This window comes from Pantoea sp. CFCC18177 (genome assembly GCF_059412425.1).
This window is the reverse complement of the sequence record NZ_JBNBPL010000016.1, coordinates 100,016-122,953: the sequence shown is the minus strand read 5'-3', so window position 1 is coordinate 122,953 and position 22,938 is coordinate 100,016. Positions and strand designations below refer to the sequence as shown.

Sequence of the window (22,938 nt, the reverse complement as noted above, 5' to 3'; positions counted from 1 at the left end):
TGTTCACTCGTGAGACTTGATATTTTTTACGTCCGGAGACGTTGATATCAATCCTGCGAGTGCCCACACAGATTGTCTGATAAATTGTTAAAGAGCGGTGCCGCGATTTCTCTAGCGGCGCGGGATGCGTATATTACGCTTTCCGCATTCTCAGTCAAGCATTTATTTTTGCTTTTCTGAAGGTTGCCTTGAAGACCACCTCCTGAACACATCACTTCGTAAACCGTTGTTCCGTGTCAGTGGAGGCGCAGTATAGGGATTTCTTTTGGGCTGACAAGCGCTAAATGCAAATTAAATTCTGAGTGTTGTTTTTTTCATCGAAACCCCACTAAATCGCCAGTTTTTCCAGCAGCGGGAAGCCATAACGCTGTAAAACCGGTGATAATTGCATCACCTCATCATCCATGCGCGTACAGAACGCCATATTCTGGCCAGAAGAAACCGCATGCGGTGCTTCATGCTCAAGTAGCCATACGGTTCGGCGCGCAATTGCCGCTCCTGAATCCACTAATCGCGTGCCTTCTGGTAACACCATTTGTAGTTCATCACGTAATAGAGGGAAGTGGGTGCATCCCAAAACCACCGTGTCAGGCGGTTCTTTCATTCGTAGCCAAGGTTGTACAGCGCGGCGCACATCAGACAGTTCCACCTCTTCGCCATGCAGCTTGGCTTCTGCCAGTTCTACTAATTCCGCAGATCCCAGCATTTCGATTTTGCATTCACGTGCGAACTGCGCCACCAGCTCGTGGGTGTAGGGGCGTTTTACCGTGCCACGTGTTGCCAGCAGTCCTACAACACCATTACGTGTCAGGCGTGCAGCAGGTTTGATGGCCGGGACCACACCGACAACGGGAAATTCGAAGCGCTCTCGCAGTGCCGGTAAAGAAACGGTACTGGCGGAGTTACAGGCGATAATCACTAGTGCCAGCGGGAAGCGTTGGGTGATAGCGTGAACAACCGCAACGACACGATCGACAATAAAGTCTTCGCTTTTTTCGCCGTACGGGAAACCTTCATTATCGAAGGCGTACAAATAGTGAAGGTCTGGCAACAATTGCCGGACCTCATCATAGACGGAGAGCCCACCGACGCCGGAGTCAAACACCAGCACGGTGGGACGCAGATCAGAAGCTGTAGCTGGCGCTGAGGTAATACTCCGTTCCTGGAGTTTGATAGCCATACACTGTCTCGTAGTCTTTATCGAACAGGTTGGCAATTCTACCACGAACGGTGAGCTGTGATGTGACCGGATACGACACTGCAAGATCCCATAAACTTACTCCACCCAATTTTACGCGCTGCGCGGTGTAGGAGTGGTTATAGTCGGTGTCGTAACGGTCGCCCAGATAATGATAGGTAATGGACCAGTCAAAATCGTAGATCGTCCAGTCGAGTTGATATTTCACCTGCTGCTTAGCACGGCGTACCAGCTGTTGGTTGGTTTCAGCATTGCGCGCATCAACATAGTCATAAGAGATCTGATGACTCAATGGGCCAGTGTCGAAGGACGCTGTAGCTTCGACACCTTTGATACGCGCTTTGTTGATGTTGTAATAAACGTAAGTGCTTGGGTCGCTATCGATTAGATTGTCGATGTCATTACGATAACCCGATACACGCCAGTTGACTGGCCCGGTCAGACCTTCAAACCCACCTTCCCACTGCTTGCTTTTTTCTGGCTTCAGATCCGGGTTGCCATAAGTCTGGCTGTAAAGCTGCCCCAGGTTTGGCGATTTAAAGGCCGTACCATAAGAAGCAAACACACTGTAGCCGTCAACAAACGCCCATGAAGCGCTGCTCTGCCAGGTGTTGTGCCAGCCAAAAGCATTATTGTCATCACCACGTACGGCACCTTCCAGCGTGACACTACCAAACTGCTGCTGCGCGGTCGCATAAATACCGGTATTACGTTGCTCCTGACCTTCAATAGTGGAGTTAGTGCCGGGTTCAGAAGTTTGTTTCTGCCAGTCCACGCCTCCACTCACCGCTCCGTGCCCTACCTGAACGGTATTGCCCCACTGCAGGTTATATTGCTGCACATCATCTAATGACGCCGTCGCATCATATTTACCGAGCTGCGGGCTGTAGTTGTAGTCCTTGGTATGGCTGTAACTGGCAATTAACTGGGATGAATAGATGCCCTGATTGAAGCGCAAACCGGTATCCCAGGTTTGGCTGTAAAGCTGGCGAGTATCAACAAAGGTGTTGGGTTCAACGTAAGTCGGATAGCCGTCGTAAGCAGTACGATTATCGAAGCCATAGCCACGGACAAACCCGCTAAATTGATCGTTAAACTGATGCTCTAACGACCCATACAGCGTCTTACTCATAAAGCCGTCGCGGTCTTTCTGTGCCGGATCGCCGTAAACATCAGGCAGATTGGCCACCACATCATAGCCCTTGGTGTAAGTATAGTTACCTGCCATGGTCAGCTTAGTGGCATCGCCCAGCATTTGCTGCGTAGAACCGTCGTAGCTTTGGTAGCCTTTTGAACCCATCCCCGCGGTCAAGGTAGTACCCGGTTTATCACGACCGGTAATAATGTTAACCACGCCACCAATCGCATCAGAACCATACACCGCAGAACGTGCACCACGGATATATTCGATGCGTTGCACCAGCGACAACGGTATTTGGCTTAAATCAGATGAACCGGAAATACCTGCCTGATTAAGGCGAATGCCATCAATGAGCACCAGCACGTGGCTTGAATTTGTGCCACGGATGAACATTGAGCTGGATTGGCCAAGGCCACCGTTCTGCGCGATATCCACGCCAGGTAAGCGCCGCATAACATCAGTGAGGCTTTTAGCCTGCCAGCGATCAATCTCATCACGGGTGACAACGGTAGTGGGAGCCAGCACTGAAGACACCGGCTGGGCGAAACGGTTAGCGGTCACGATTTGCGTATCATCATCCTGAGCGTATCCATATGCAGCCCAGAGTGAAAGCGCCGTTGCACTGAAGGCAAACAGCGTGGTTTTGCTTTTATTCATTTTTGTAAGCATCCAAAAGACGAAGCAGGATGCCGCAGGCCCACGATCGATAGCACGCGATGATCGTAGTAGTTGCGACGTCACACCGGCAGGTCTTCGGGCTGAGAATCATAAATGGTGAAAAACTTCCCATCCCGTAGGACAGTGTTTATCGATGCGATCACCACGACATTCATTTACCGCTGCGCGTCAGCTCCAGATTTGCACTGGATTCCCTTTTAACTCAAGGAGGCCGGCTGTCGCAGTCTAAGGTTAAGAAGGCCTGAAAGCCATCTTCCTCTCACAGAACTGGACATCAGCAGGTGAATGCCTACAATCGCCCGGCAAGCAGGCTTATTACCAGGATTGAAGATGACACCCGAACAGCTCCCGATTGAACAATACGACGCGCAACTGGCAGAGAAAGTCAGCCGTTTACAGGCGATGATGGCGCCCTTTGCCGCGCCTGACGTGGAGGTGTTCCGCTCACCGGTCAGCCACTATCGCATGCGCGCAGAATTCCGCATCTGGCACGAGGGTGACGATCTCTATCACATCATCTTTGATCAAGAAACCAAGCAGCGCATTCGTGTGGATCAATTCCCTGCCGCCAGCGAACTGATCAACCAGCTGATGCCAAAACTGATCGAGGCGATCCGTGATAACCCGGCGCTGCGTTTTAAATTGTTCCAGATCGACTACCTGTCGACGATGAGCAATCAGATCGTGATTTCGCTGTTATACCACCGCAAGCTCGAAGCAGACTGGACCGAAGCCGCGACCGTACTGCGCGACACACTGCGCGCCGAAGGTATTGACTTACAGCTGATTGGACGCGCAACCAAGACCAAAATCTGCCTCGATCGCGACTACGTCGATGAATGCCTGCCGGTGGCAGGAAAAGAGATGATTTATCGCCAGGTAGAAAACAGCTTCACTCAGCCCAATGCGGCCATGAACATTCAGATGCTGGAGTGGGCGTTGGACGTCACCCAAGGTTCGCGTGGCGATCTGCTGGAACTGTATTGCGGAAACGGCAACTTCTCGCTGGCACTGGCGCGTAACTTCCGCCGCGTACTGGCGACGGAAATTGCCAAGCCATCAGTGGCCTCAGCGCAGTACAACATTGCGGCCAACCACATTGATAATGTGCAGATCATTCGTATGGCGGCGGAAGAGTTTACTCAGGCGATGAATGGCGTGCGCAGTTTTAACCGTTTAGAAGGCATCGATCTGACGAGTTATGAGTGCGAAACCATTTTTGTCGATCCACCACGCAGCGGGCTGGATGAGGAAACGGTGAAAATGGTGCAGGCCTATCCAAGCATCCTTTATATCTCCTGCAACCCACAAACGCTGTGCGATAACCTGGCAACGCTGGGTGAGACCCACGAGATTTCGCGCCTGGCACTGTTCGACCAGTTCCCTTACACCCATCATATGGAATGCGGTGTCTGGCTGACGCGCAAAGCGTAAAACAAAACGGGAACCCTGTGGTTCCCGTTGTTGTTTTTAGCTTTTATTCTTCGCGCGGCGGAAGCGAGTGGCAATCCAGAACACCAACGCCACCATCAGAATGGTCGGGATAAAGTTGGAGCCGATATCCGGATATTCAGCACGCACCAGCGCGCTATACACCAGAATGCCCAGCAGGAAAAACGCCGCAGCCAGTGAAGGCATACCGTCCGGCATGTTGCGGTTCAGATAACGTTGATGCAGGCACCAGGCCGCCAGGCCCAGAGCAATCAACGGGAAAATCGAAAAGGGTACAAAAGTACTAAACAGCACCGAAAAGGAGCCGTTGATCGCTAAACCGGTGATAAAAGCCAGTAACAACGTTCCTTTATCGCGAGGGTTTTGCTCAATCATTTCATTATCCTTATCACATTACTCTTCGGTTTTTTCCAGGGTGACCGCCAGACGTTCCTGCTCCCGGCGATACCAGTAATAAGCACCTTTGGCGATCATGCGTAATTGCAGCACCAGGCGATCTTCCAGCTTGCGACGCTGTTCGATATCCACATCCAACGCTTCAGCACCTGCACTAAACACGATGGTGACCATCGCTTCAGCCTGAGCTTCAGTGAAACTGCGCGGCATGCGATTTTCCAGCTCAAGATAATCGGCCAGTTCAGCAATAAAGTGCTGAATTTCACGAGCGACCGCGGCACGAAACGCCGCCGAGGTTCCGGAGCGTTCACGTAATAAGAGACGAAAAGCATTGGGATTGTTCCCGATGAATTCCATAAAAGTGGAGACGGAAGTCTTGATGATGCTGCCGCCTTTCGCGATGCGCTGACGCGCCTGGCGCATCAACTGGCGTAGCATCAAGCCACTTTCATCGACCATGGTGAGACCCAACTCATCCACATCTTTGAAGTGACGATAAAATGAAGTAGGTGCAATCCCGGCTTCACGCGCGACTTCACGCAAACTCAGGCTGGCAAAACTCCTTTCTGCACTTAACTGACTGAAGGCTGCTTCAATCAGTGAGCGTCGTGTACGTTCTTTCTGTTGCGCCCTGACGCCCATGTTCCCGGCCTTTTGAGTGATCTTGCAGGCACTATAACAAACTTTTCAGCGTACAGTGGCGCAAACTTGTGAGCGTCTGTGAACCTCACGCTTTGTCAAAACTGGGCAATTTTCGCTGATAGAATTCAGAAGTGCGCGGCGAGATGTTAGAATCTCGTTGTAAAAATGTGATAGAAAAATAGGACGTACTGGTATGCAAAAGTCTTACGATTACGATGCCATTGTGATTGGCTCCGGTCCAGGCGGCGAAGGTGCGGCAATGGGCCTGGTAAAGCAGGGAGCGCGCATTGCAGTGATCGAACGCTACCATAACATCGGCGGCGGTTGTACTCACTGGGGAACCATCCCTTCTAAAGCCTTGCGTCACGCTGTCAGCCGTATTATTGAGTTCAATCAAAACCCCCTTTATAGCGATCACACCCGACTCCTGCGTTCTTCATTTGCTGACATTCTGAATCACACTGAAAACGTTATCAGCCAACAAACGGCGATGCGTCAGGGTTTTTACGAGCGCAACCGGTGTGAGCTTTATCAGGGCGATGCCCATTTTGTCGACGCCAACACCATTGAGGTTGAGCAACCGGATGGCACCCGCGAACGCTTAACCGCAGAAAAATTCGTGATTGCCTGCGGTTCACGCCCGTACCATCCAGCAGACGTCGACTTTACCCACCCACGCATTTACGACTCCGACTCCATCCTTAATCTGCATCATGAACCTGGCCATGTGATTATTTACGGCGCCGGTGTGATTGGTTGCGAATACGCGTCGATCTTCCGTGGGCTCAACGTCAAAGTCGATCTGATCAACACCCGCGATCGTTTACTGGCGTTCCTCGATCAGGAAATGTCAGATTCGCTCTCCTACCACTTCTGGAACAGCGGCGTTGTGATTCGTCACAACGAAGAGTTCGAGAAGATTGAAGGGGTGAGTGATGGCGTGATCATGCACCTAAAGTCAGGCAAAAAAGTGAAAGCAGATTGCCTGCTGTACGCGAATGGCCGAACCGGTAACACGGATTCGCTGGCGCTGGAAAATGTTGGCCTCGAAGCCGATGGTCGTGGTCTGTTGAAAGTGAACAGCATGTACCAGACTGCACAGCCACACATCTATGCCGTGGGCGATGTCATTGGTTACCCAAGTCTGGCTTCAGCGGCGTACGATCAGGGCCGTATTGCGGCGCAAGCCATCATCAAAGGCGAAGCCACTGCGCATCTGATCGAAGACATTCCTACCGGGATTTACACCATTCCGGAGATCAGTTCAGTGGGTAAAACCGAGCAACAGCTCACCGCGATGAAAGTGCCATATGAAGTGGGTCGCGCGCAGTTTAAACATCTGGCGCGCGCACAGATTGTCGGCATGCACGTGGGCAGCCTGAAAATCCTGTTCCATCGCGAAACCAAAGAGATTTTGGGGATTCACTGCTTTGGCGAGCGTGCCGCGGAGATTATTCACATCGGCCAGGCCATTATGGAGCAGAAGAACGGCGGCAACACGATTGAGTACTTCGTGAATACCACCTTCAACTATCCCACCATGGCTGAAGCCTACCGAGTGGCCGCGCTTAACGGGTTAAACCGCCTGTTTTAACGTGGTGCCCAGATAACCCTGCATGTGGGTTTTAATTGCTTCTGCCAGCTGCTCATAGCGGCTGCGCAGAGGCGAACCCGGACGATACACCAGTGCGATAGTACGCTGTGGAACCGGCTTATAGCACGGCAGATAACACACGCCGTCACGCACTCGCTCATTTGGCACCGCCAGTGAGGGCAACAGCGTAATGCCGCTTCCCGCCGCGACCATATTGCGCAGTGTTTCCAGACTGGTCGCGCGGAAATGGGTATCTTCATCTGCACCCGCTTCGAAGCAGAAGCCCATGGCTTGATCGCGCAAGCAGTGGCCATCTTCCAGCATCAGCAGCTTTTCGCCCGCCAGATCTGACATCGGGACACGATCGCGATCATGCCACGGGTGATCCTGATAGACAGCCAGTCTCATCGGTTCGTCGAACAGCGGTACCTCAATGAAGGCTTCGCTCTCTTTGACCAGCGCCAGAATGGCACAATCCAGCTTACCGCTGTCGAGCTGTGCCAGCAGTTGCTGGGTCTGCGCTTCATGCAGATACATTTCGAGTTTGGGGAAGGTCTTGTGCAGCATAGGGATGATATGCGGCAGCAAGTAAGGACCGGTAGTCGGAATCAAACCAATATGCAGCGGCCCGGACATGGCTTCACCCTGTTGGCTCGCCATCTCTTTCAGCACTTTCACTTCACGCAACACGGTTCGTGCCTGGTCCACCAGCAACAAGCCAGCCTGCGTAAATAACACCTTACGGCTGGTACGTTCCAGCAGCATCACACCCAGTTCATCTTCCAGCTTACGAATCTGTCCACTTAAGGTGGGTTGGCTGACATGACAAGCGTCAGCTGCACGCCGGAAATGGCGATGCTCCGCAAGCGAAACCAGATACTCCAGATCACGAATGTTCATTGATATCCTCCAAACCACGATAGCCCGTGGCGATAGATAGAATAGCAATGAACGATTAGCCCTATCAAGCAATGAACAGGAATAATACCGACCATACGAAGCAATGTAGAAAAGAAGCTGAGATGACATGGAGCATCACCTGCAATCAGCTTGAAAAATCGTGGTGTTGGCCGGGAGTGCCAGCCCTTGATGATGTGCCTATAACAACATGTAATTCTGAAGCTAGAGGTTGGCGGGCTACCGAAAAGGAGCCCGCTTTTTTTTCATCAGCTTAAACGCTTTTTCGCTTCGCTGATGGCGAACGCCACCTGTTGTGGTGCCACACCGCCTTGGGCGTTACGCTTATCCAGGCACGATTGCAGTGACAGGATCGGATAGACATCGTCCTCAATCACCGCACTGAACTGCTTCAGCTGCGCCAGGCTTAACGCTTCCAGCGCGACGCCCTGTTTGATCGCTTCTACCACTGTTTCACCCACAATGTGGTGTGCTTCACGGAAAGGTACGCCCTTCGCCACCAGATAGTCCGCCAGCTCAGTGGAGTTAGCATAACCTTGCTCTGCTGCCTCCTGGCAACGTGGACGTTTTACCTGAATGCCGTCCAGCACCAGCACCGCCATATGCAGGCAGTCTCCCCAGGTATCCAGCGCATCGAACAGCCCTTCTTTATCTTCCTGCATGTCTTTGTTGTAAGCCAGTGGCAGACCTTTCAGCGTCATCATCATGCCGGTCAACGCGCCCTGCACACGGCCACATTTGCCGCGAATCAGTTCCAGCGCATCCGGGTTTTTCTTCTGCGGCATCAGTGAGGAGCCAGACGTCACCTTGTCAGACAGTTCAAGGAAGCCCGCTTCACCGGTGTTGAAGAAAATCAGGTCTTCAGCAAAGCGTGACAGGTGCACCATACCGATCGATGCGTCAGACAGCAGCTCCAGTACGTGATCGCGGTCAGACACGGTATCAAGGCTGTTGCGGGTGGCAGAGGCGAAACCTAACCAGCCCGCCAGCTGCTGACGGTCGATTTCATACGCAGTGCCAGCCAGTGCGCCACAGCCCAGCGGGCTGACATCCAGACGCTTCAGGGTATCCTGCAAGCGGCTTTCATCACGCGCCAGCATCTCAACATAGGCCAGACACCAGTGCGCAAAGGTCACCGGCTGTGCACGCTGCAAGTGCGTGTAACCCGGCATGACTGCGTCTTGATTGGCTTCTGCGGTCGCCACCAAAGCCGATTGCAGCTCACGCGTTGCTTCAAGCAGCAGCGCAACCTGCTCTTTGCACCACAGTTTGAGATCGGTCGCGACCTGATCGTTACGGCTACGGCCGGTATGCAGTTTTTTACCGAGTGCGCCAACTTTGTCGATCAGTTTGCCCTCAACCCAGCTGTGAATATCTTCTGCGTCGCTTTGCAAAATCTGCTCTGGATTGGCGCGCACTTCTGCCAGCAGTTCATTTAATGCGGCTTCCAGCTGCTGTTGTTCTTCGCTGCTCAGCACATTGACGGTCACCAGCGCTTTTGACCACGCAATCGACCCGGTGATGTCCTGCTCAGCCAGACGATAGTCAAAACGCAGTGAGTCATTGAATTGTTTGAACCGTTGGTCTGCTGCCTGCGAAAAACGTCCGCCCCAAAGTGCCATCTGCTTTACTCCTGAATTCTGTTAAAGAAAGGGCGGCTCGCGGCCGCCCTTGCAAAAAATCGTCTCTGCTGCGGTATTACTTCTTCTGCTCGTTCAGTGCACGGATGCGTGAAGAGAGAGAGAACAGACGGATGAAGCCGCCCGCGTGGCTGTGGTCGTACACTTCGTCCTCGCCGAAGGTCGCGAATTCTTCAGAGTACAGGCTGTTAGCAGAGGTTTTCTGAATCGCGGTCGCCTGGCCTTTATACAGCTGCAGTACCACTTCGCCATTCACTTCTTCTGCCAGTGATTCAGCTGCCGCCTGGATAGATTTACGCAGTGGCGCGAACCAACGACCGTCGTAAACTACGTAAGACATCTCATGGCCCAACTGCTCACGCCATTTGAAGCTATCACGATCCAGCACCAGCTGCTCAACCGCACGCAGGGCGTTAACCATGATGGTGCCGCCAGGGGTTTCATAGCAGCCGCGAGACTTAATACCCACCAGGCGGTTTTCCACGATATCAATACGGCCCACGCCGTGCTTCGCGCCCAGCACATTCAGTTTTTCCAGGCACTGGAACGGACTCAGCTTCTCACCGTTTACGGCAACCACACGGCCTTTCTCAACGGTGACGGTCACGTTCTCTGGCTGGTCTGGCGCTTCCAGTGGATCAACGGTCCATACCCAGCAATCTTTGTTCGGTGCGTTCGCTGGGCTTTCCAGTACGCCGCCTTCGGTGGAGATGTGCCATGCGTTCTCGTCACGGCTGTAGATTTTTTCCAGCGAAGCGGTAGTTGGGATGTTGCGTACTTTCAGGTAATCCAACAGGGCTTCACGTGAACGCAGGTCCCACTCACGCCATGGCGCAACCACTTTCAGCTGTGGTGCCAGTGCGGTGTAGGTGGTTTCGAAACGCACCTGATCGTTACCTTTACCGGTCGCACCGTGGCACAGCGCGTCTGCGCCGACTTTCAGCGCCAGCTCAACCTGCGCTTTAGCGATGATAGGACGTGCCATTGAGGTACCCAGCAGGTAGGTGCCTTCGTACAGTGCGCCAGTCTGCAGCACAGGATAAACGTATTCGCTGATGAACTCTTCACGCAGGTCAGCTACGTGGCATTCAGAAGCACCAGACTGCAGCGCTTTCTTCTCAACGCCTTCCAGATCGGCTGGGTCCTGACCAATGTTGGCCACGAATGCCACCACTTCACAATCGCCGTAATTCTCTTTCAACCATGGAATGATGGCTGAAGTATCCAGACCGCCGGAATAGGCCAGAACGATTTTCTTAATCTTTTGCGTGCTCATGTCTTAAATCCTTGATTATGCGAGAATCCGGGTGCCAATCGACACGCCGTTGAAAAGGGTTGGCAGCTGTTCAGCATGACGCCAGCTAGCAATATCAACCGGGCGACCCAGCGTACGCGCTGCGTCGAGCGCCGCGTTCACTTTCACGATCATGCCATCAGTAATAATGCCTTGAGCAATCAACTGCTCTGCTTTCTCTGCTGTCATCTCTTCGATGCGCTGACCTTTGCCATCGAGAATACCGCTCACGTCAGACAACAGAACCAAATCAGCACCGATAGTTGCCGCCAGCGCCGTCGCCGCCTGGTCAGCATTGACGTTCATCAAGTCACCGCCATCAGTGATACCAATTGAACTGATCACTGGCATGTAGCCTGCAGTTAATAAGGTATTCACCAGCGCAGGATTGCCAGGCGTGGCATTGCCCACGTGACCGAGCTCTTCGTCGAACTGCGCCACATTCACCAGGCCAGCATCGCCGAGGCATAAGCCCACTGCGCCAATGCCGTATTTCTTTGCCCACGCTAACAGCGTTTTGTTGGCAGTACCGGCCAGGGCACCGGTAATAATGTCAATCTGATCGGCTGGCGTCACGCGCAATCCGTTCTTCTTTTTCACTGGCAGGGCGAGCTTCTTCATCAGCTCGTCAACCAGGCAACCGCCACCGTGCACAATGATCAGCGGACGCTGATATTCATTACGATACGCCAGCAGGGCATCAAACAGACGGGCCAGCGCTTCTTCGCTATCCAGCAACACGCCACCCAGTTTAATGATCAATGGATTCATTGCAGTTTCCGTCCGTTAAATCAGTGACAGCGTTTCGGGGAAGCCGAAACGAATGTTCAAACACTGAACCGCCTGCGAAGAGGCACCTTTCAGCAGGTTATCTTCCGCCGCCACCACAATCAGGTGCTCGCCTTGCATGGCAAAACCGATATCGCAGAACGGCAAACCGACCACCCCTTTCAGCGCAGGCACGCCTTTGTCATACACGCGCACCAGCGGTTTGTCGTGATAGGCCTTGTGGAAAGCATCGGCGACATCTTGTTGCGTCACACCGGCTTTCAGACGGCAGGTGGTGGTGGATAAAATACCACGCGGGAAGCTGCCCAGATGCGGCGTGAAGATCACTGGCGTTCCCAAATGCGCAACGATTTCAGGGTGATGACGGTGGTTAAACAGCCCATAGGGTTGCAGGCTCACTTCACAGAAGCTGGTGCCAACATTGGCTTTACGCCCTGCACCGCTTACGCCGCTGGTGGCATTGATCACTGGCCACTGTGCATCGTTAAGCAGGCCCGCTTCAACCAGCGGTTTCAATGACAGCTGAGCCGCCGTTGGGTAGCAACCCGGCACGGCGACCAACTGTGCATCTTTAATTTTGTCGTGCTGCCATTCCGCCAGGCCATAGACCGCTTTGTCCAGCCACTCCTGATGCTGATGGCTGAAACCATAATATTGAGTATAGAAAGCTTCGTCGTTGACGCGGAACGCACCGGAAAGATCGAACACTACGCAACCGGCTTTAAGAAAACCTGGTGCCAGATCGTGGCTGACTTCATGGGCGGTGCAAAGGAACACCACATCGACTTTATCGGCCCATTCTGAGGCATCACTCAACGGCTGCAGTGGCAAATCCACAATGCCTTTCAGCTGCGGATGCAGGTCCGACAGTAATTTTCCGGCATCCGGGCTTTGCGCTGAAACCGCCAAAGCGGTTATGTTCATATGCGGATGGCGATTCAGGTAAGTGGCAAGCTCTACGCCAGCATAACCACTGGCACCAACGATCAGCGTATTCAACATCAGGCTGTATACCTTATTACAGTCACACATTCCGGGTCGCGGCCTTGCCCCGTTGCCCACGATGCCGTTTGCAGAAGATTTCTCTCTTCACATGCAGACGACGTTATTGTATTTTTATTCACTATTAATGCATGAATATTGATACATCCTAACCCAAGGACCGTCAACAGTGAAGACAAAATTACCACCTTTTATCGAACTCTACCGCCAGTTGATTGCCACACCATCGATCAGCGCGACCGACAGCGCCATCGATCAGAGCAATGAAACTTTAATCAATTTACTGGCAGGTTGGTTCCGCGATCTGGGCTTCAGTGTCGAAGTACAACCGGTACCGGGTACGCGCCATAAATTCAACATGCTGGCACGCAGCGGATTAGGTGCGGGCGGCCTGCTGCTGGCGGGTCACACGGACACCGTTCCTTACGATGATGGCCGCTGGACGCGCGATCCCTTTACCTTGACTGAACACGACAACAAGTTATACGGCTTGGGTACGGCGGATATGAAAGGCTTCTTTGCCTTTATTCTGGATGCGTTGCGTGACGTTGACGTGACTAAACTGAGCAAGCCGCTGTACATCCTTGCGACCGCCGATGAAGAAACCACCATGGCCGGTGCGAAGTATTTTTCGGAATCCACCCAGCTGCGTCCGGACTGCGCCATTATTGGTGAACCAACCTCGCTAAAACCGGTACGTGCTCACAAAGGTCACCTGTCGAATGTGATTCGTATTCAGGGCCAGTCAGGCCACTCCAGCGATCCCGCGCGCGGTGTCAACGCCATCGAACTGATGCATGAGTCCATTACCCAGTTGATGCAGCTGCGTAACACGCTGAAAACGCGTTATAACCACGACGGCTTCGCTATCCCCTACCCGACCATGAACTTTGGTCACATTCACGGGGGTGACGCCGCCAACCGAATTTGCGCCTGCTGCGAATTACATATGGATATTCGTCCGCTGCCGGGCTTAACCCTGAGCGATCTTGACGGCCTGCTGAATGAAGCCCTGGCACCGGTTAGCGAACGCTGGCCAGGACGTTTAACCGTAGGCGAATTGCACCCGCCGATCCCGGGCTACGAATGCCCTGCCGATCATGAACTGGTGAAAGTGGTTGAGAAACTGCTGGGTGTGCCGACTGAAGTGGTGAACTATTGCACTGAAGCGCCTTTTATCCAGTTGTTATGCCCAACATTGGTTTTAGGCCCAGGATCGATCAATCAGGCCCATCAGCCAGATGAATTTATTGATACCGCATTTATTAAGCCAACTCATGCGCTTATCACGCAGGTTGTACAGCATTTTTGCCACTGATTAACAATAGATGGGGCAATTCACTGTTAAAACAGCAAATTGCCCGGTCATTGTTCGGGATTTAATAATAAGAATAACTTATCTCGCTTCCTCTCAATTTAATTCTATGAATTTCCGGTAGTTAGCAGCGAATTATCGTCAATTTAAGTCAATTGACGTACAGGAAGAACCGTGGCTAGATAAAAGACGATGTTATGCCCGTTGGGTGTAAGGGTACTTTTAAGACGATGAGGGTGTCAGGGTCAAATGAACGAACAATATTCCGCAATGCGAAGTAATGTCAGTATGCTCGGCAAACTGCTCGGGGATACGATAAAGGATGCACTGGGAGAGAACATCCTCGAACGTGTGGAGACCATCCGCAAGCTCTCTAAATCATCCCGCGCTGGAAATGACACCGATCGTAAGGAATTGCTGAACACGCTGCAAAACCTCTCTAACGACGAGCTGCTGCCCGTCGCGCGTGCCTTTAGCCAGTTCCTGAACCTGACCAACGTGGCTGAACAGTATCAGACCATTTCCCGCAGCGGCGAGGGGGCGAATAACCCTGAGCTGCTGAAAAAAACCTTTGAACATCTGAAACAGCAGGGCGACCTGAGTGAAGCGGCGATCCGTCAGGCGATTGAATCGCTGTCGCTGGAGCTGGTGTTAACTGCGCACCCAACCGAAATCACACGTCGCACCTTGATTCACATGCTGGGTGAAGTGAATAGCTGCTTGCAGCAACTCGATCACAGCGACATCTCCGATTATGAGCGCACGCAGGTGATGCGTCGCTTGCGCCAACTGGTCGCGCAAGCCTGGCATACGGATGAAATCCGTAAATATCGCCCTACCCCGATTGACGAAGCCAAATGGGGCTTTGCGGTGGTGGAAAACAGCCTGTGGCAAGGCGTGCCGGCTTTCCTGCGTGAGCTGAATGAACAAGTCGAAGAGACTTTTGGCATCAAGCTGCCAGTGGACTTCGTCCCAATTAAATTCACCTCATGGATGGGTGGCGACCGCGATGGCAACCCCAACGTTACTGCGCCGATCACCCGTCATGCGATGCAACTGAGCCGATGGAAAGCCGCCGATCTGTTCCTGCGCGATGTGGGTGTGCTGATCTCTGAGCTGTCGATGTCTGAATGCAGCGATGAAGTGCGTGAGCTGTGCGGCGATCCCGAAGCGCTGGAACCGTATCGCATGATCCTCAAGCGCATCCGTGGCCAGCTGATGACCACCCAAGCGTATCTGGGGCGTCGTCTGAAAGGTGAACGCCTGCCGCGTCCGGCTGATTTGCTGGTGAACAACGATCAGCTGTGGCAACCGCTGTTCGCTATCTATCAATCGCTGCAACAGTGCGGTATGGGCATCATTGCCAATGGCCAACTGCTGGATACGTTGCGCCGCGTGAAATGCTTTGGCGTACCGCTAGTGCGCATTGATATTCGCCAGGAGAGCACCCGTCATACTGAGGCGATTGCTGAAGTAACGCGCTACCTTGGTCTGGGTGATTATGAAAGCTGGTCAGAAGCCGACAAGCAGGCGTTCCTGATCCGTGAACTGAATTCCAAACGTCCGCTGCTGCCACACCAGTGGGAGCCAAGCGACAACACGCGTGAAGTGCTGGACACCTGTAAAGTGGTGGCCGATGCGCCAGAAGGATCGATCGCTTCCTACGTGATTTCCATGGCAAAAACGCCGTCAGATGTGCTGGCCGTGCATCTGCTGCTGAAAGAAGCGGGCATTCCTTATGCGATGCCGGTTGCGCCGCTGTTTGAAACCCTTGATGACCTGAACAACGCCAATGACGTGATGACGCAGTTGCTGAACATCGACTGGTATCGCGGCTTCATCAACGGCAAACAGATGGTGATGATTGGTTATTCCGACTCGGCAAAAGATGCCGGCGTGATGGCCGCCAGCTGGGCACAATATGAAGCACAAGACGCGCTGATCAAAACCTGTGAGAAGGCCGGCATCACGCTGACGCTGTTCCACGGACGCGGTGGTTCCATCGGCCGTGGCGGCGCACCTGCCCATGCAGCACTGCTGTCGCAACCGCCGGGCAGCCTGAAAGGTGGCCTGCGCGTGACTGAACAGGGCGAGATGATTCGCTTCAAGTACGGTTTGCCAGAAGTCACCATCGCTAGTCTGTCGCTGTATACCGGTGCGATTCTGGAAGCCAACCTGATGCCGCCGCCAGAACCAAAGCGTGAGTGGAAGGAGATCATGAACGGTCTGTCAGCGCACTCCTGCGCGATGTACCGTGGCTATGTGCGTGAAAATCCTGACTTCGTGCCGTATTTCCGTTCCGCAACACCGGAACAGGAACTGGGCAAACTGCCGCTCGGCTCGCGTCCGGCGAAGCGTCGTCCAACCGGTGGCGTGGAGTCACTGCGTGCCATTCCGTGGATTTTTGCCTGGACGCAGAACCGCCTGATGCTGCCGGCCTGGCTCGGTGCGGGTGCCGCGCTGCAGAAAGCGATGGATGAAGGCCATCAGGATCAACTGGAAGCGATGTGCCGCGAATGGCCGTTCTTTGCTACGCGCCTGGGTATGCTGGAAATGGTGTTCTCGAAAGCCGACTTGTGGCTGGCGGAGTATTACGATCAGCGTCTGGTGGATAAATCGCTGTGGTCGTTGGGCCAGCAACTGCGCGATCAGCTGGCAGCGGATATCAAAGCTGTGTTGACCATCGCCAACGATGCGCATCTGATGGCCGACCAACCATGGATTGCCGAGTCCATCGCGCTGCGTAACGTCTACACCGATCCGCTCAACGTGCTGCAGGCTGAATTGCTGCATCGTGCGCGTGCGCAGGAAGATCGTGGTGATGAGCCAGATGCACGCGTTGAACAAGCACTGATGGTAACGATTGCAGGTGTTGCGGCGGGTATGCGTAATACGGGCTAGTGGTGAAAACGCTCATCATGAAGGGGCCAATGTGCCCCTTTTTTCATGGGCGTCGCGAGAAGAGGCGACAAATTACGTAAAGTCGCTGTCTCGTCCCTGATCGCTCGGCGGGCGCCATCCATGGCGCTCGACGCTTTACTCCATTTGCCGCCTCTTCTCACTCTGTAAGCCAGTGCCTATAAAAAAAGAGGACCCATTGGCCCTCTTATTCGTGATTCCGTTGTAGATGATCAGGCCAAGACAGGCGGACGCACACCCAGCGTGTGACAAATGGCGTAGCTCAGCTCTGCACGGTTCAACGTATAGAAATGGAAATCTTTCACACCTTCGCGTGACAGGATTTTTACCATGTCCATGGCGACACTGGCGCCGACCATTTTGCGTGTCTCTGGATCGTTATCCAACCCTTCAAACATTGCATTCATCCAGCCAGGTACACGAACGTTGGTCATGGTGGCGAAGCGCTGCAGCTGTTTGAAGTTCGATACTGGCAGAATCCCCGGCACGATTTCCACGTCAATGCCTGCCGCTACGCAGCGGTCACGGAAGCGCAGATAACTTTCGACATCAAAGAAGAACTGCGTGATAGCGCGATTGGCTCCCGCATCCACTTTACGCTTCAGGTTGATCAGGTCCGCTTGGGCACTTTTCGCTTCGGGATGCACTTCTGGATAAGCCGCCACGGAGATATCAAAATCGCCCACTTCTTTAAGCAATTCAACTAAATCCGCGCCGTACATCTCGGGTTTGCCGCTGCCAGGCGGTAAATCGCCACGCAGCGCCACAATATGACGGATACCGTTTTCCCAGTAATCACGTGCAATCGCACGCAGTTCATCACGAGTGGCATCGATACAGGTTAAATGCGGCGCCGCTTCCAGGCCGGTACGATCTTTAATGCCTTTAATGATGCTATGCGTACGGTCACGCTCGCCTGAGTTGGCACCGTAGGTGACGGAGAGAAATTTAGGCTTCAGGCTGCTGAGTCGATCGATGGAGCTCCACAAGGTCTCTTCCATTTCACTGGTGCGCGGCGGGAAAAACTCAAAAGAAACATTAATTTGCCCGTTCAGCTCAGCCAGGCTTTGGTTCAGCGCTTCGCGTTGATTGGCGTGAAAGAAACTCATCCTGTTACCTCGTCATCACATCGATTATTTTGCGGCCCCCGAACATCCATACGTTTAGACGTCCAGATGCTTAAATTGAACGATTACGGGGTTAGCGTCAACCTAAAATTAATGTACAGGCGTGACAATAATTCAACCAATGTGAAAGAGTTTCATGAAAAGAGGGAAATGCAGACGACGGACGCCGTCTGCAGGATAGGTAAGATTACAGCAGTTGCGCGAGGCGGTTGATATCAGATTGCAGTGCGCCCGCCGTGACATCGCGGCCTGCGCCTGGCCCACGGATCACCAGCGGATTATCACGATACCAGCGGCTTTCGATGGCAAATACGTTATCACACGGCAGCAGCGAGGCGAGCGGATGCTCAGGACGCACCGCCTCAACACCAACGCGCGCTTTGCCATTCGCGTCGAAACGCGCCACGTAGCGCAGAACTAACCCCATCTCCTGCGCGGCCTCAAGGCGTTGCAGCATCTGGTCGTTAAGCTCGTCGGCGTTCTCGAAAAAGTGATCGATAGATTCGTCTTCGCAATCCGCTGGCACCAGCGATTCGACACGCACCTGGTCTGGCTCAATGTCATAACCGGCTTCACGCGCCAGAATCACCAGCTTGCGCATCACGTCCTGACCCGATAAATCAACGCGTGGATCGGGCTCGGTTAAGCCCTGCTGCCAGGCCTGATCCACCAGCTCACTGAACGGCACCGTGCCATCAAATTGCAGGAACAGCCACGACAGCGTACCGGAGAAAATGCCGCTGATCGCCAGAATGCTGTCACCGCTTTCACGCAGATCGCGCACCGTATGGTTGACCGGCAAACCGGCGCCCACGGTGGCGTTATACAACCAATGGCGACCGGTTTTCGCGAAGGCATCACGGATCTGGCGCCAGCTTTGGCCACTTGATGCACCCGCCACTTTATTTGCACTGATGACGTGGAAACCGTGACTGGCAAAATCAAGGTACTGCTGGGCCAACGGCGCACTGGCAGTGACATCCAGCACCACTAAATCATCAAACGGGTGGGCGCGCATCCACAGGAACAATGACTCTTCATCGCGCGCTTCGGCTTCATCTTCAAAGAAAGCCAATGCGCGGCTGGCATCAAGACCTTCATAGCTCAGCAGGCTGCGGCTGCTGTCCACCACGCCCGCCAACACATATTCAAAACCGGTCCGCGCCGACAAACTTTCCTGCTCGCGAGCAAACAGCTCCAGCCAACGCGAACCGATATTGCCTTTGCCGAACAGCATTAAACCAATGCGTTTTTCCGCGCGGAACAGCGACTGGTGCAGTCCCTGAATCAGATGCTGGGTTGGGCCGACACGCAGTACCGCAACGATGCTGATATGGTCTTCTGACTGCCAGACAAACTCCACCGGCTGATCTTTAATTTGCTGCCAGAAACGATGGCTGTGCAGTGGATTGCGCGTGACGCCTGCGCCCACCAGCGCCACCAACGCCAGGCCATCACGCAATTGCAGATGACCCGGCAGCGCGGCGTCCTGCAACAGGTTAAAGGCGCTGTTCACCACTTCTGAGGTGTAGCAGAGTTGCAGCAACCGGCGGTCAGGATGCACGCCAATCGCTAACGGACGCAGTTGCGCCCGCTTCAGCAGCAGATCGATCTCTTTCTGCTGGGTTTTAAAGTCATGGTTGTCTGGGATCTGAATCTCCACCAGACACACGTCGTCATGGCTGGTGACGATACGCGCGCCGGTGCCGGAAGCCAGCACGCGTTCAATGCGCGTGGAACCCTGCTCCGGCTGGTAACTGCAACGCAGTTGCAAATCGATATCGCTATTTGAGACTGGCTGTAACGTGCGGGTATGCAGCACCGGGGCAGCGAGACGTGCCAGTTCGCTGGCTTCGTCTAAACGCAGCAGCGGTAACAGACAAGCATCGGAGACTTTACGTGGATCGGCACTGTAAACCCCGGCCACGTCACTCCAGATGGTCACGCGACTGACGCCAGCCAGCGCACCAATCTGCGTGGCCGAGTAATCCGAACCATTACGGCCCAGCAACACGGTTTCACCGGCATCGCTGCGGCTGATAAAGCCAGTCACCACCAGACGTTTATGCGGATGCTGTGCCAACAATGCCTGCAACAGCGGCCAGGATTTGCCTTCATCCACCTGTGGCTGCGCAGCACGCTCGGCACGCAGGAAGTCACGTGCATCCAGCCAGGCCGCTTCAATATCACGCTGGCTCAGTACCGCAGCCATTAAACGCGCCGACCAAAGTTCGCCATGACCGACGACTTCGGCATAGACCGCATCGGTGATGGCGCCATCCAGCAGTGCCGCAAGACGTTCCAAATCACGAATAAACGAAGCTGTCAGGGTTTCAGCAAATTCAGCAGGCAGCAGCGCAGCAATCAGCTCGCTGTGGTAACGCCGTAAAGCTTGTTGCACCTGATGCGCAGATAGGCGATCGCTCTGGCTCAACTTGAGCCAGCTAATCAGCTGATTGGTGGTACTGCCTGCGGCAGAGACCACCATTAAGTCGCCCGGCTGGCTGTAATCCGCCATGATGCTGGCAACACGCTGATAACAACGCGCATCGGCCAGGCTACTGCCACCAAATTTATGCAACTGCTTGTTCGGCGTTCCCGCGCCTGCTGAAATCGTCATGCTTAGTCCTCGGCTGCGATCCGGAAGGCATTATCCAGATCGGCGATTAAATCTTCGTGATCTTCAATTCCGACAGAAATACGCAACAGCGTTTCCGAAATTCCCGCTGCGGCACGCGCTTCCGCAGACATACCGGCATGCGTCATGGTCGCTGTGTGCGAAATCAAACTCTCTACGCCACCCAGCGATTCTGCCAGGGTGAACAGCTGCAGCGCTTTCAGGAAGCGGCGCAGACGTGCTTCATCAGCGTCGAGTTCAAAACTGAGCATCGCACCAAAGCCACGCTGTTGACGTACCGCATACTCATGACCCGCATTTTCCGGCAGAGACGGATGATACAGTTTTTTCACCAGCGGTTGTTGCTTCAGGTAATCAACAATTGCCAGCGCATTACGCTGTGCGGCCGCCATACGTGGCGCCAGCGTGCGCAAACCGCGCAGCAGCAGGTAGCTATCAAACGCTGCGCCGGTTACACCAATATTATTCGCCCACCAGGCAAGTTCGGTTGCCACGGCAGGATCTTTAGAAATCACCGCACCCGCCACCACGTCAGAGTGGCCATTCAGGTATTTGGTGCAAGAGTGGATCACCAGATCGGCACCCAGTGCCAGCGGGTTCTGCAACGCCGGGCTCAGGAAGGTGTTATCCACCACGCTGACGGCACCGGCTTCACGCGCCGCCTGGCAAATACCGGCGATATCCACCACGCGCAGCAACGGGTTGCTTGGGCTTTCGACCAGCACCAGCTTCGGTTTTTCAGCCAGCGCCGCGGCCAGTGCTGCTTTATCACCCTGATCGACAAATTTGACGCGATAAGCGCCACGCTTGCTCAGGCTGTCGAACAGGCGATAGCTGCCGCCGTAACAGTCATGTGGGGCCACCAACAGGTCGCCCGGCTTCAGGAACACGGTGGTCACCAAATGGATTGCCGACATCCCGGTATTGGTCAATACCGCGCCCACACCACCTTCCAACTCGGCCAGCGCGCGTTGTACCACATCACGCGTAGGATTTCCGCGACGTGAGTAGTCATGCGCACGCGGTTCGTTGAAATCGAGAAAGTTGTAAGTGCTGGAAAGATGAATCGGGGGGACAACGCAGCCATATTGCTCGTCATCATTCAAACCGCTGCGTACTGCGATGGTTGCCTGTTTACGCGTCATGGTGCTTACTGTTCCTGAAGTGTAATAAGAAGTGGCAACAGGATAACATTCAGCGCATAGACGTCAATACATCTGGACATCTAAATGTCTTTGCGTATAGATTGAGCAAATCATCAATAACCGCTAAAATTACGCGTCATCGCCTGGTGTTCAGCGCGCTTTCCTGTGAAAAGCGATGTTTAAGCATAAAACCGGCAGTTTAAGCGGTCAGGCATCGAAAAATCGGGCATAATCAACGGATTTCCCCATATTCAACTTTTATTGATTAAGGTAACCCATGGCTGAATGGAACGGCGAATATATCAGCCCTTACGCTGAGCACGGTAAGAAGAGCGAGCAGGTCAAGAAAATTACAGTTTCTATCCCGCTGAAAGTGCTGAAAATTTTAACGGATGAGCGCACCCGCCGTCAGGTGAACAACCTGCGTCATGCCACTAACAGCGAATTGCTGTGCGAAGCCTTTTTGCATGCTTTCACCGGGCAGCCTCTGCCAAATGATGTTGATCTGCGAAAAGAACGCAGTGATGAAATTCCGGAAGAAGCCAAACAGATCATGCGTGAGATGGGCATCGATCCCGATACCTGGGAATACTGAGTCCAGAAACAAAAAAACCCAGCCTTGGCTGGGTTTTTTCTTGCTGCCGAATCATGAAGATTCGATGGCAAATAATCTTATTTCTTGCTGCCTGGGATGCTGAAACGCTTGTTGAAGCGATCAACACGACCACCAGAATCAACAACACGCTGCTTACCAGTGTAGAACGGGTGGCATTTGCCGCACACGTCCAGGTTCAGGGTACCAGTCATGGTTGAACGGGTGTTGATCACGTTGCCGCAAGAGCAGGTGATGGTCACAGCTTCGTATTTCGGGTGAATACCTTGTTTCATGGGAGAACCTCATAAAAGGCCGTGTCGCTCTCCGTGCCAGGCGAACCTGCACAGCACCACACGCGGTTGAACAATTAAGTGTATCTTTGACGAGTCGTCTCATCAAAGGCGGCATAGTATACAGAATTTGACCGCACCAGGCAAATCCCGGCGATCTATACC

18 protein-coding genes and 1 riboswitch are annotated in these 22,938 nt (G+C 53.6%); of the genes, 5 read left to right on the top strand and 13 right to left on the bottom strand.

All coding sequences use genetic code 11. From position 1 onward, the window contains the following. Positions 1-328: 328 nt before the first annotated feature. Positions 329-1,180, bottom strand: coding sequence for a glutamate racemase (murI, locus tag ACPUC8_RS16920; RefSeq protein WP_039336521.1), 852 nt, complete (start codon positions 1,178-1,180; stop codon positions 329-331). Then, the gene (gene btuB / locus ACPUC8_RS16915; RefSeq protein WP_039336519.1) at positions 1,125-2,996 is read right to left on the bottom strand and encodes a TonB-dependent vitamin B12 receptor BtuB; all 1,872 of its coding nucleotides are present in this window, start codon (positions 2,994-2,996) and stop codon (positions 1,125-1,127) included. Before btuB ends, murI begins: the two co-directional genes overlap by 56 nt. A gap of 69 nt (positions 2,997-3,065) precedes the next feature. Next, positions 3,066-3,248, bottom strand: a riboswitch (cobalamin riboswitch). Positions 3,249-3,347: 99 nt separating this feature from the next. Here btuB and trmA point away from each other — a divergent pair. Next, on the top strand, positions 3,348-4,451 hold the full coding sequence (gene trmA / locus ACPUC8_RS16910; RefSeq protein ID WP_039336517.1) for a tRNA (uridine(54)-C5)-methyltransferase TrmA: 1,104 nt from the start codon (positions 3,348-3,350) through the stop codon (positions 4,449-4,451). Positions 4,452-4,487: 36 nt separating this feature from the next. Here the strand turns inward: trmA and ACPUC8_RS16905 are convergent, their stop codons facing one another. After that, a complete protein-coding gene (locus ACPUC8_RS16905; protein ID WP_039336515.1) occupies positions 4,488-4,844 on the bottom strand; it encodes a YijD family membrane protein in 357 nt (118 codons plus the stop codon). An 18-nt stretch (positions 4,845-4,862) separates the two neighbouring features. Then, positions 4,863-5,507, bottom strand: a complete 645-nt coding sequence (gene fabR, locus ACPUC8_RS16900; protein ID WP_039336513.1) for an HTH-type transcriptional repressor FabR — start codon at positions 5,505-5,507, stop codon at positions 4,863-4,865. Between the two features lie 193 nt (positions 5,508-5,700). On the opposite strand from fabR, the gene sthA reads away from it, so the two are divergent. Next, complete coding sequence (gene sthA, locus ACPUC8_RS16895; RefSeq protein ID WP_021506825.1) at positions 5,701-7,101, top strand: Si-specific NAD(P)(+) transhydrogenase; 1,401 nt, start codon at positions 5,701-5,703, stop codon at positions 7,099-7,101. Here sthA and oxyR read toward each other — a convergent pair. The 5 genes from oxyR to argC form a co-directional block, all read right to left on the bottom strand. Continuing rightward, on the bottom strand, positions 7,084-8,001 hold the full coding sequence (gene oxyR, locus ACPUC8_RS16890) for a DNA-binding transcriptional regulator OxyR (protein ID WP_039336511.1): 918 nt from the start codon (positions 7,999-8,001) through the stop codon (positions 7,084-7,086). The two genes, sthA and oxyR, sit on opposite strands and share 18 nt — an antisense overlap. Before the next feature lie 266 nt (positions 8,002-8,267). After that, positions 8,268-9,641, bottom strand: a complete 1,374-nt coding sequence (argH, locus tag ACPUC8_RS16885; protein ID WP_039336508.1) for an argininosuccinate lyase — start codon at positions 9,639-9,641, stop codon at positions 8,268-8,270. A gap of 76 nt (positions 9,642-9,717) precedes the next feature. Further along, positions 9,718-10,935: an argininosuccinate synthase gene (locus ACPUC8_RS16880; protein WP_039336506.1), complete on the bottom strand. Its 1,218-nt coding sequence runs from the start codon at positions 10,933-10,935 to the stop codon at positions 9,718-9,720. Between the two features lie 15 nt (positions 10,936-10,950). Next, on the bottom strand, positions 10,951-11,724 hold the full coding sequence (gene argB, locus ACPUC8_RS16875; protein ID WP_494926863.1) for an acetylglutamate kinase: 774 nt from the start codon (positions 11,722-11,724) through the stop codon (positions 10,951-10,953). A gap of 15 nt (positions 11,725-11,739) precedes the next feature. Next, positions 11,740-12,744 carry an N-acetyl-gamma-glutamyl-phosphate reductase gene (gene argC, locus ACPUC8_RS16870; protein WP_283228878.1) on the bottom strand — a complete coding sequence of 335 codons (1,005 nt, stop codon included), beginning with the start codon at positions 12,742-12,744 and terminating at the stop codon, positions 11,740-11,742. Between the two features lie 169 nt (positions 12,745-12,913). Here argC and argE point away from each other — a divergent pair, with 169 nt between their 5' ends. Next, complete coding sequence (gene argE, locus ACPUC8_RS16865; RefSeq protein ID WP_058970391.1) at positions 12,914-14,062, top strand: acetylornithine deacetylase; 1,149 nt, start codon at positions 12,914-12,916, stop codon at positions 14,060-14,062. Positions 14,063-14,308: 246 nt separating this feature from the next. Further along, positions 14,309-16,960 carry a phosphoenolpyruvate carboxylase gene (gene ppc, locus ACPUC8_RS16860; protein ID WP_039328300.1) on the top strand — a complete coding sequence of 884 codons (2,652 nt, stop codon included), beginning with the start codon at positions 14,309-14,311 and terminating at the stop codon, positions 16,958-16,960. A gap of 230 nt (positions 16,961-17,190) precedes the next feature. Here the strand turns inward: ppc and metF are convergent, their stop codons facing one another. The 3 genes from metF to metB all read right to left on the bottom strand — a co-directional run bounded on the left by metF (position 17,191) and on the right by metB (position 21,888). Beyond that, positions 17,191-18,087, bottom strand: a complete 897-nt coding sequence (gene metF, locus ACPUC8_RS16855; protein WP_039328297.1) for a methylenetetrahydrofolate reductase — start codon at positions 18,085-18,087, stop codon at positions 17,191-17,193. A 205-nt stretch (positions 18,088-18,292) separates the two neighbouring features. Then, positions 18,293-20,725 carry a bifunctional aspartate kinase/homoserine dehydrogenase II gene (locus ACPUC8_RS16850; RefSeq protein WP_058970394.1) on the bottom strand — a complete coding sequence of 811 codons (2,433 nt, stop codon included), beginning with the start codon at positions 20,723-20,725 and terminating at the stop codon, positions 18,293-18,295. A gap of 2 nt (positions 20,726-20,727) precedes the next feature. Further along, on the bottom strand, positions 20,728-21,888 hold the full coding sequence (gene metB, locus ACPUC8_RS16845) for a cystathionine gamma-synthase (RefSeq protein ID WP_039328291.1): 1,161 nt from the start codon (positions 21,886-21,888) through the stop codon (positions 20,728-20,730). A 277-nt stretch (positions 21,889-22,165) separates the two neighbouring features. On the opposite strand from metB, the gene metJ reads away from it, so the two are divergent. After that, positions 22,166-22,483, top strand: coding sequence for a met regulon transcriptional regulator MetJ (gene metJ / locus ACPUC8_RS16840; protein ID WP_034823729.1), 318 nt, complete (start codon positions 22,166-22,168; stop codon positions 22,481-22,483). A gap of 77 nt (positions 22,484-22,560) precedes the next feature. Here metJ and rpmE read toward each other — a convergent pair whose 3' ends face one another. Further along, complete coding sequence (rpmE, locus tag ACPUC8_RS16835; RefSeq protein ID WP_021506837.1) at positions 22,561-22,776, bottom strand: 50S ribosomal protein L31; 216 nt, start codon at positions 22,774-22,776, stop codon at positions 22,561-22,563. Positions 22,777-22,938 lie beyond the last annotated feature (162 nt).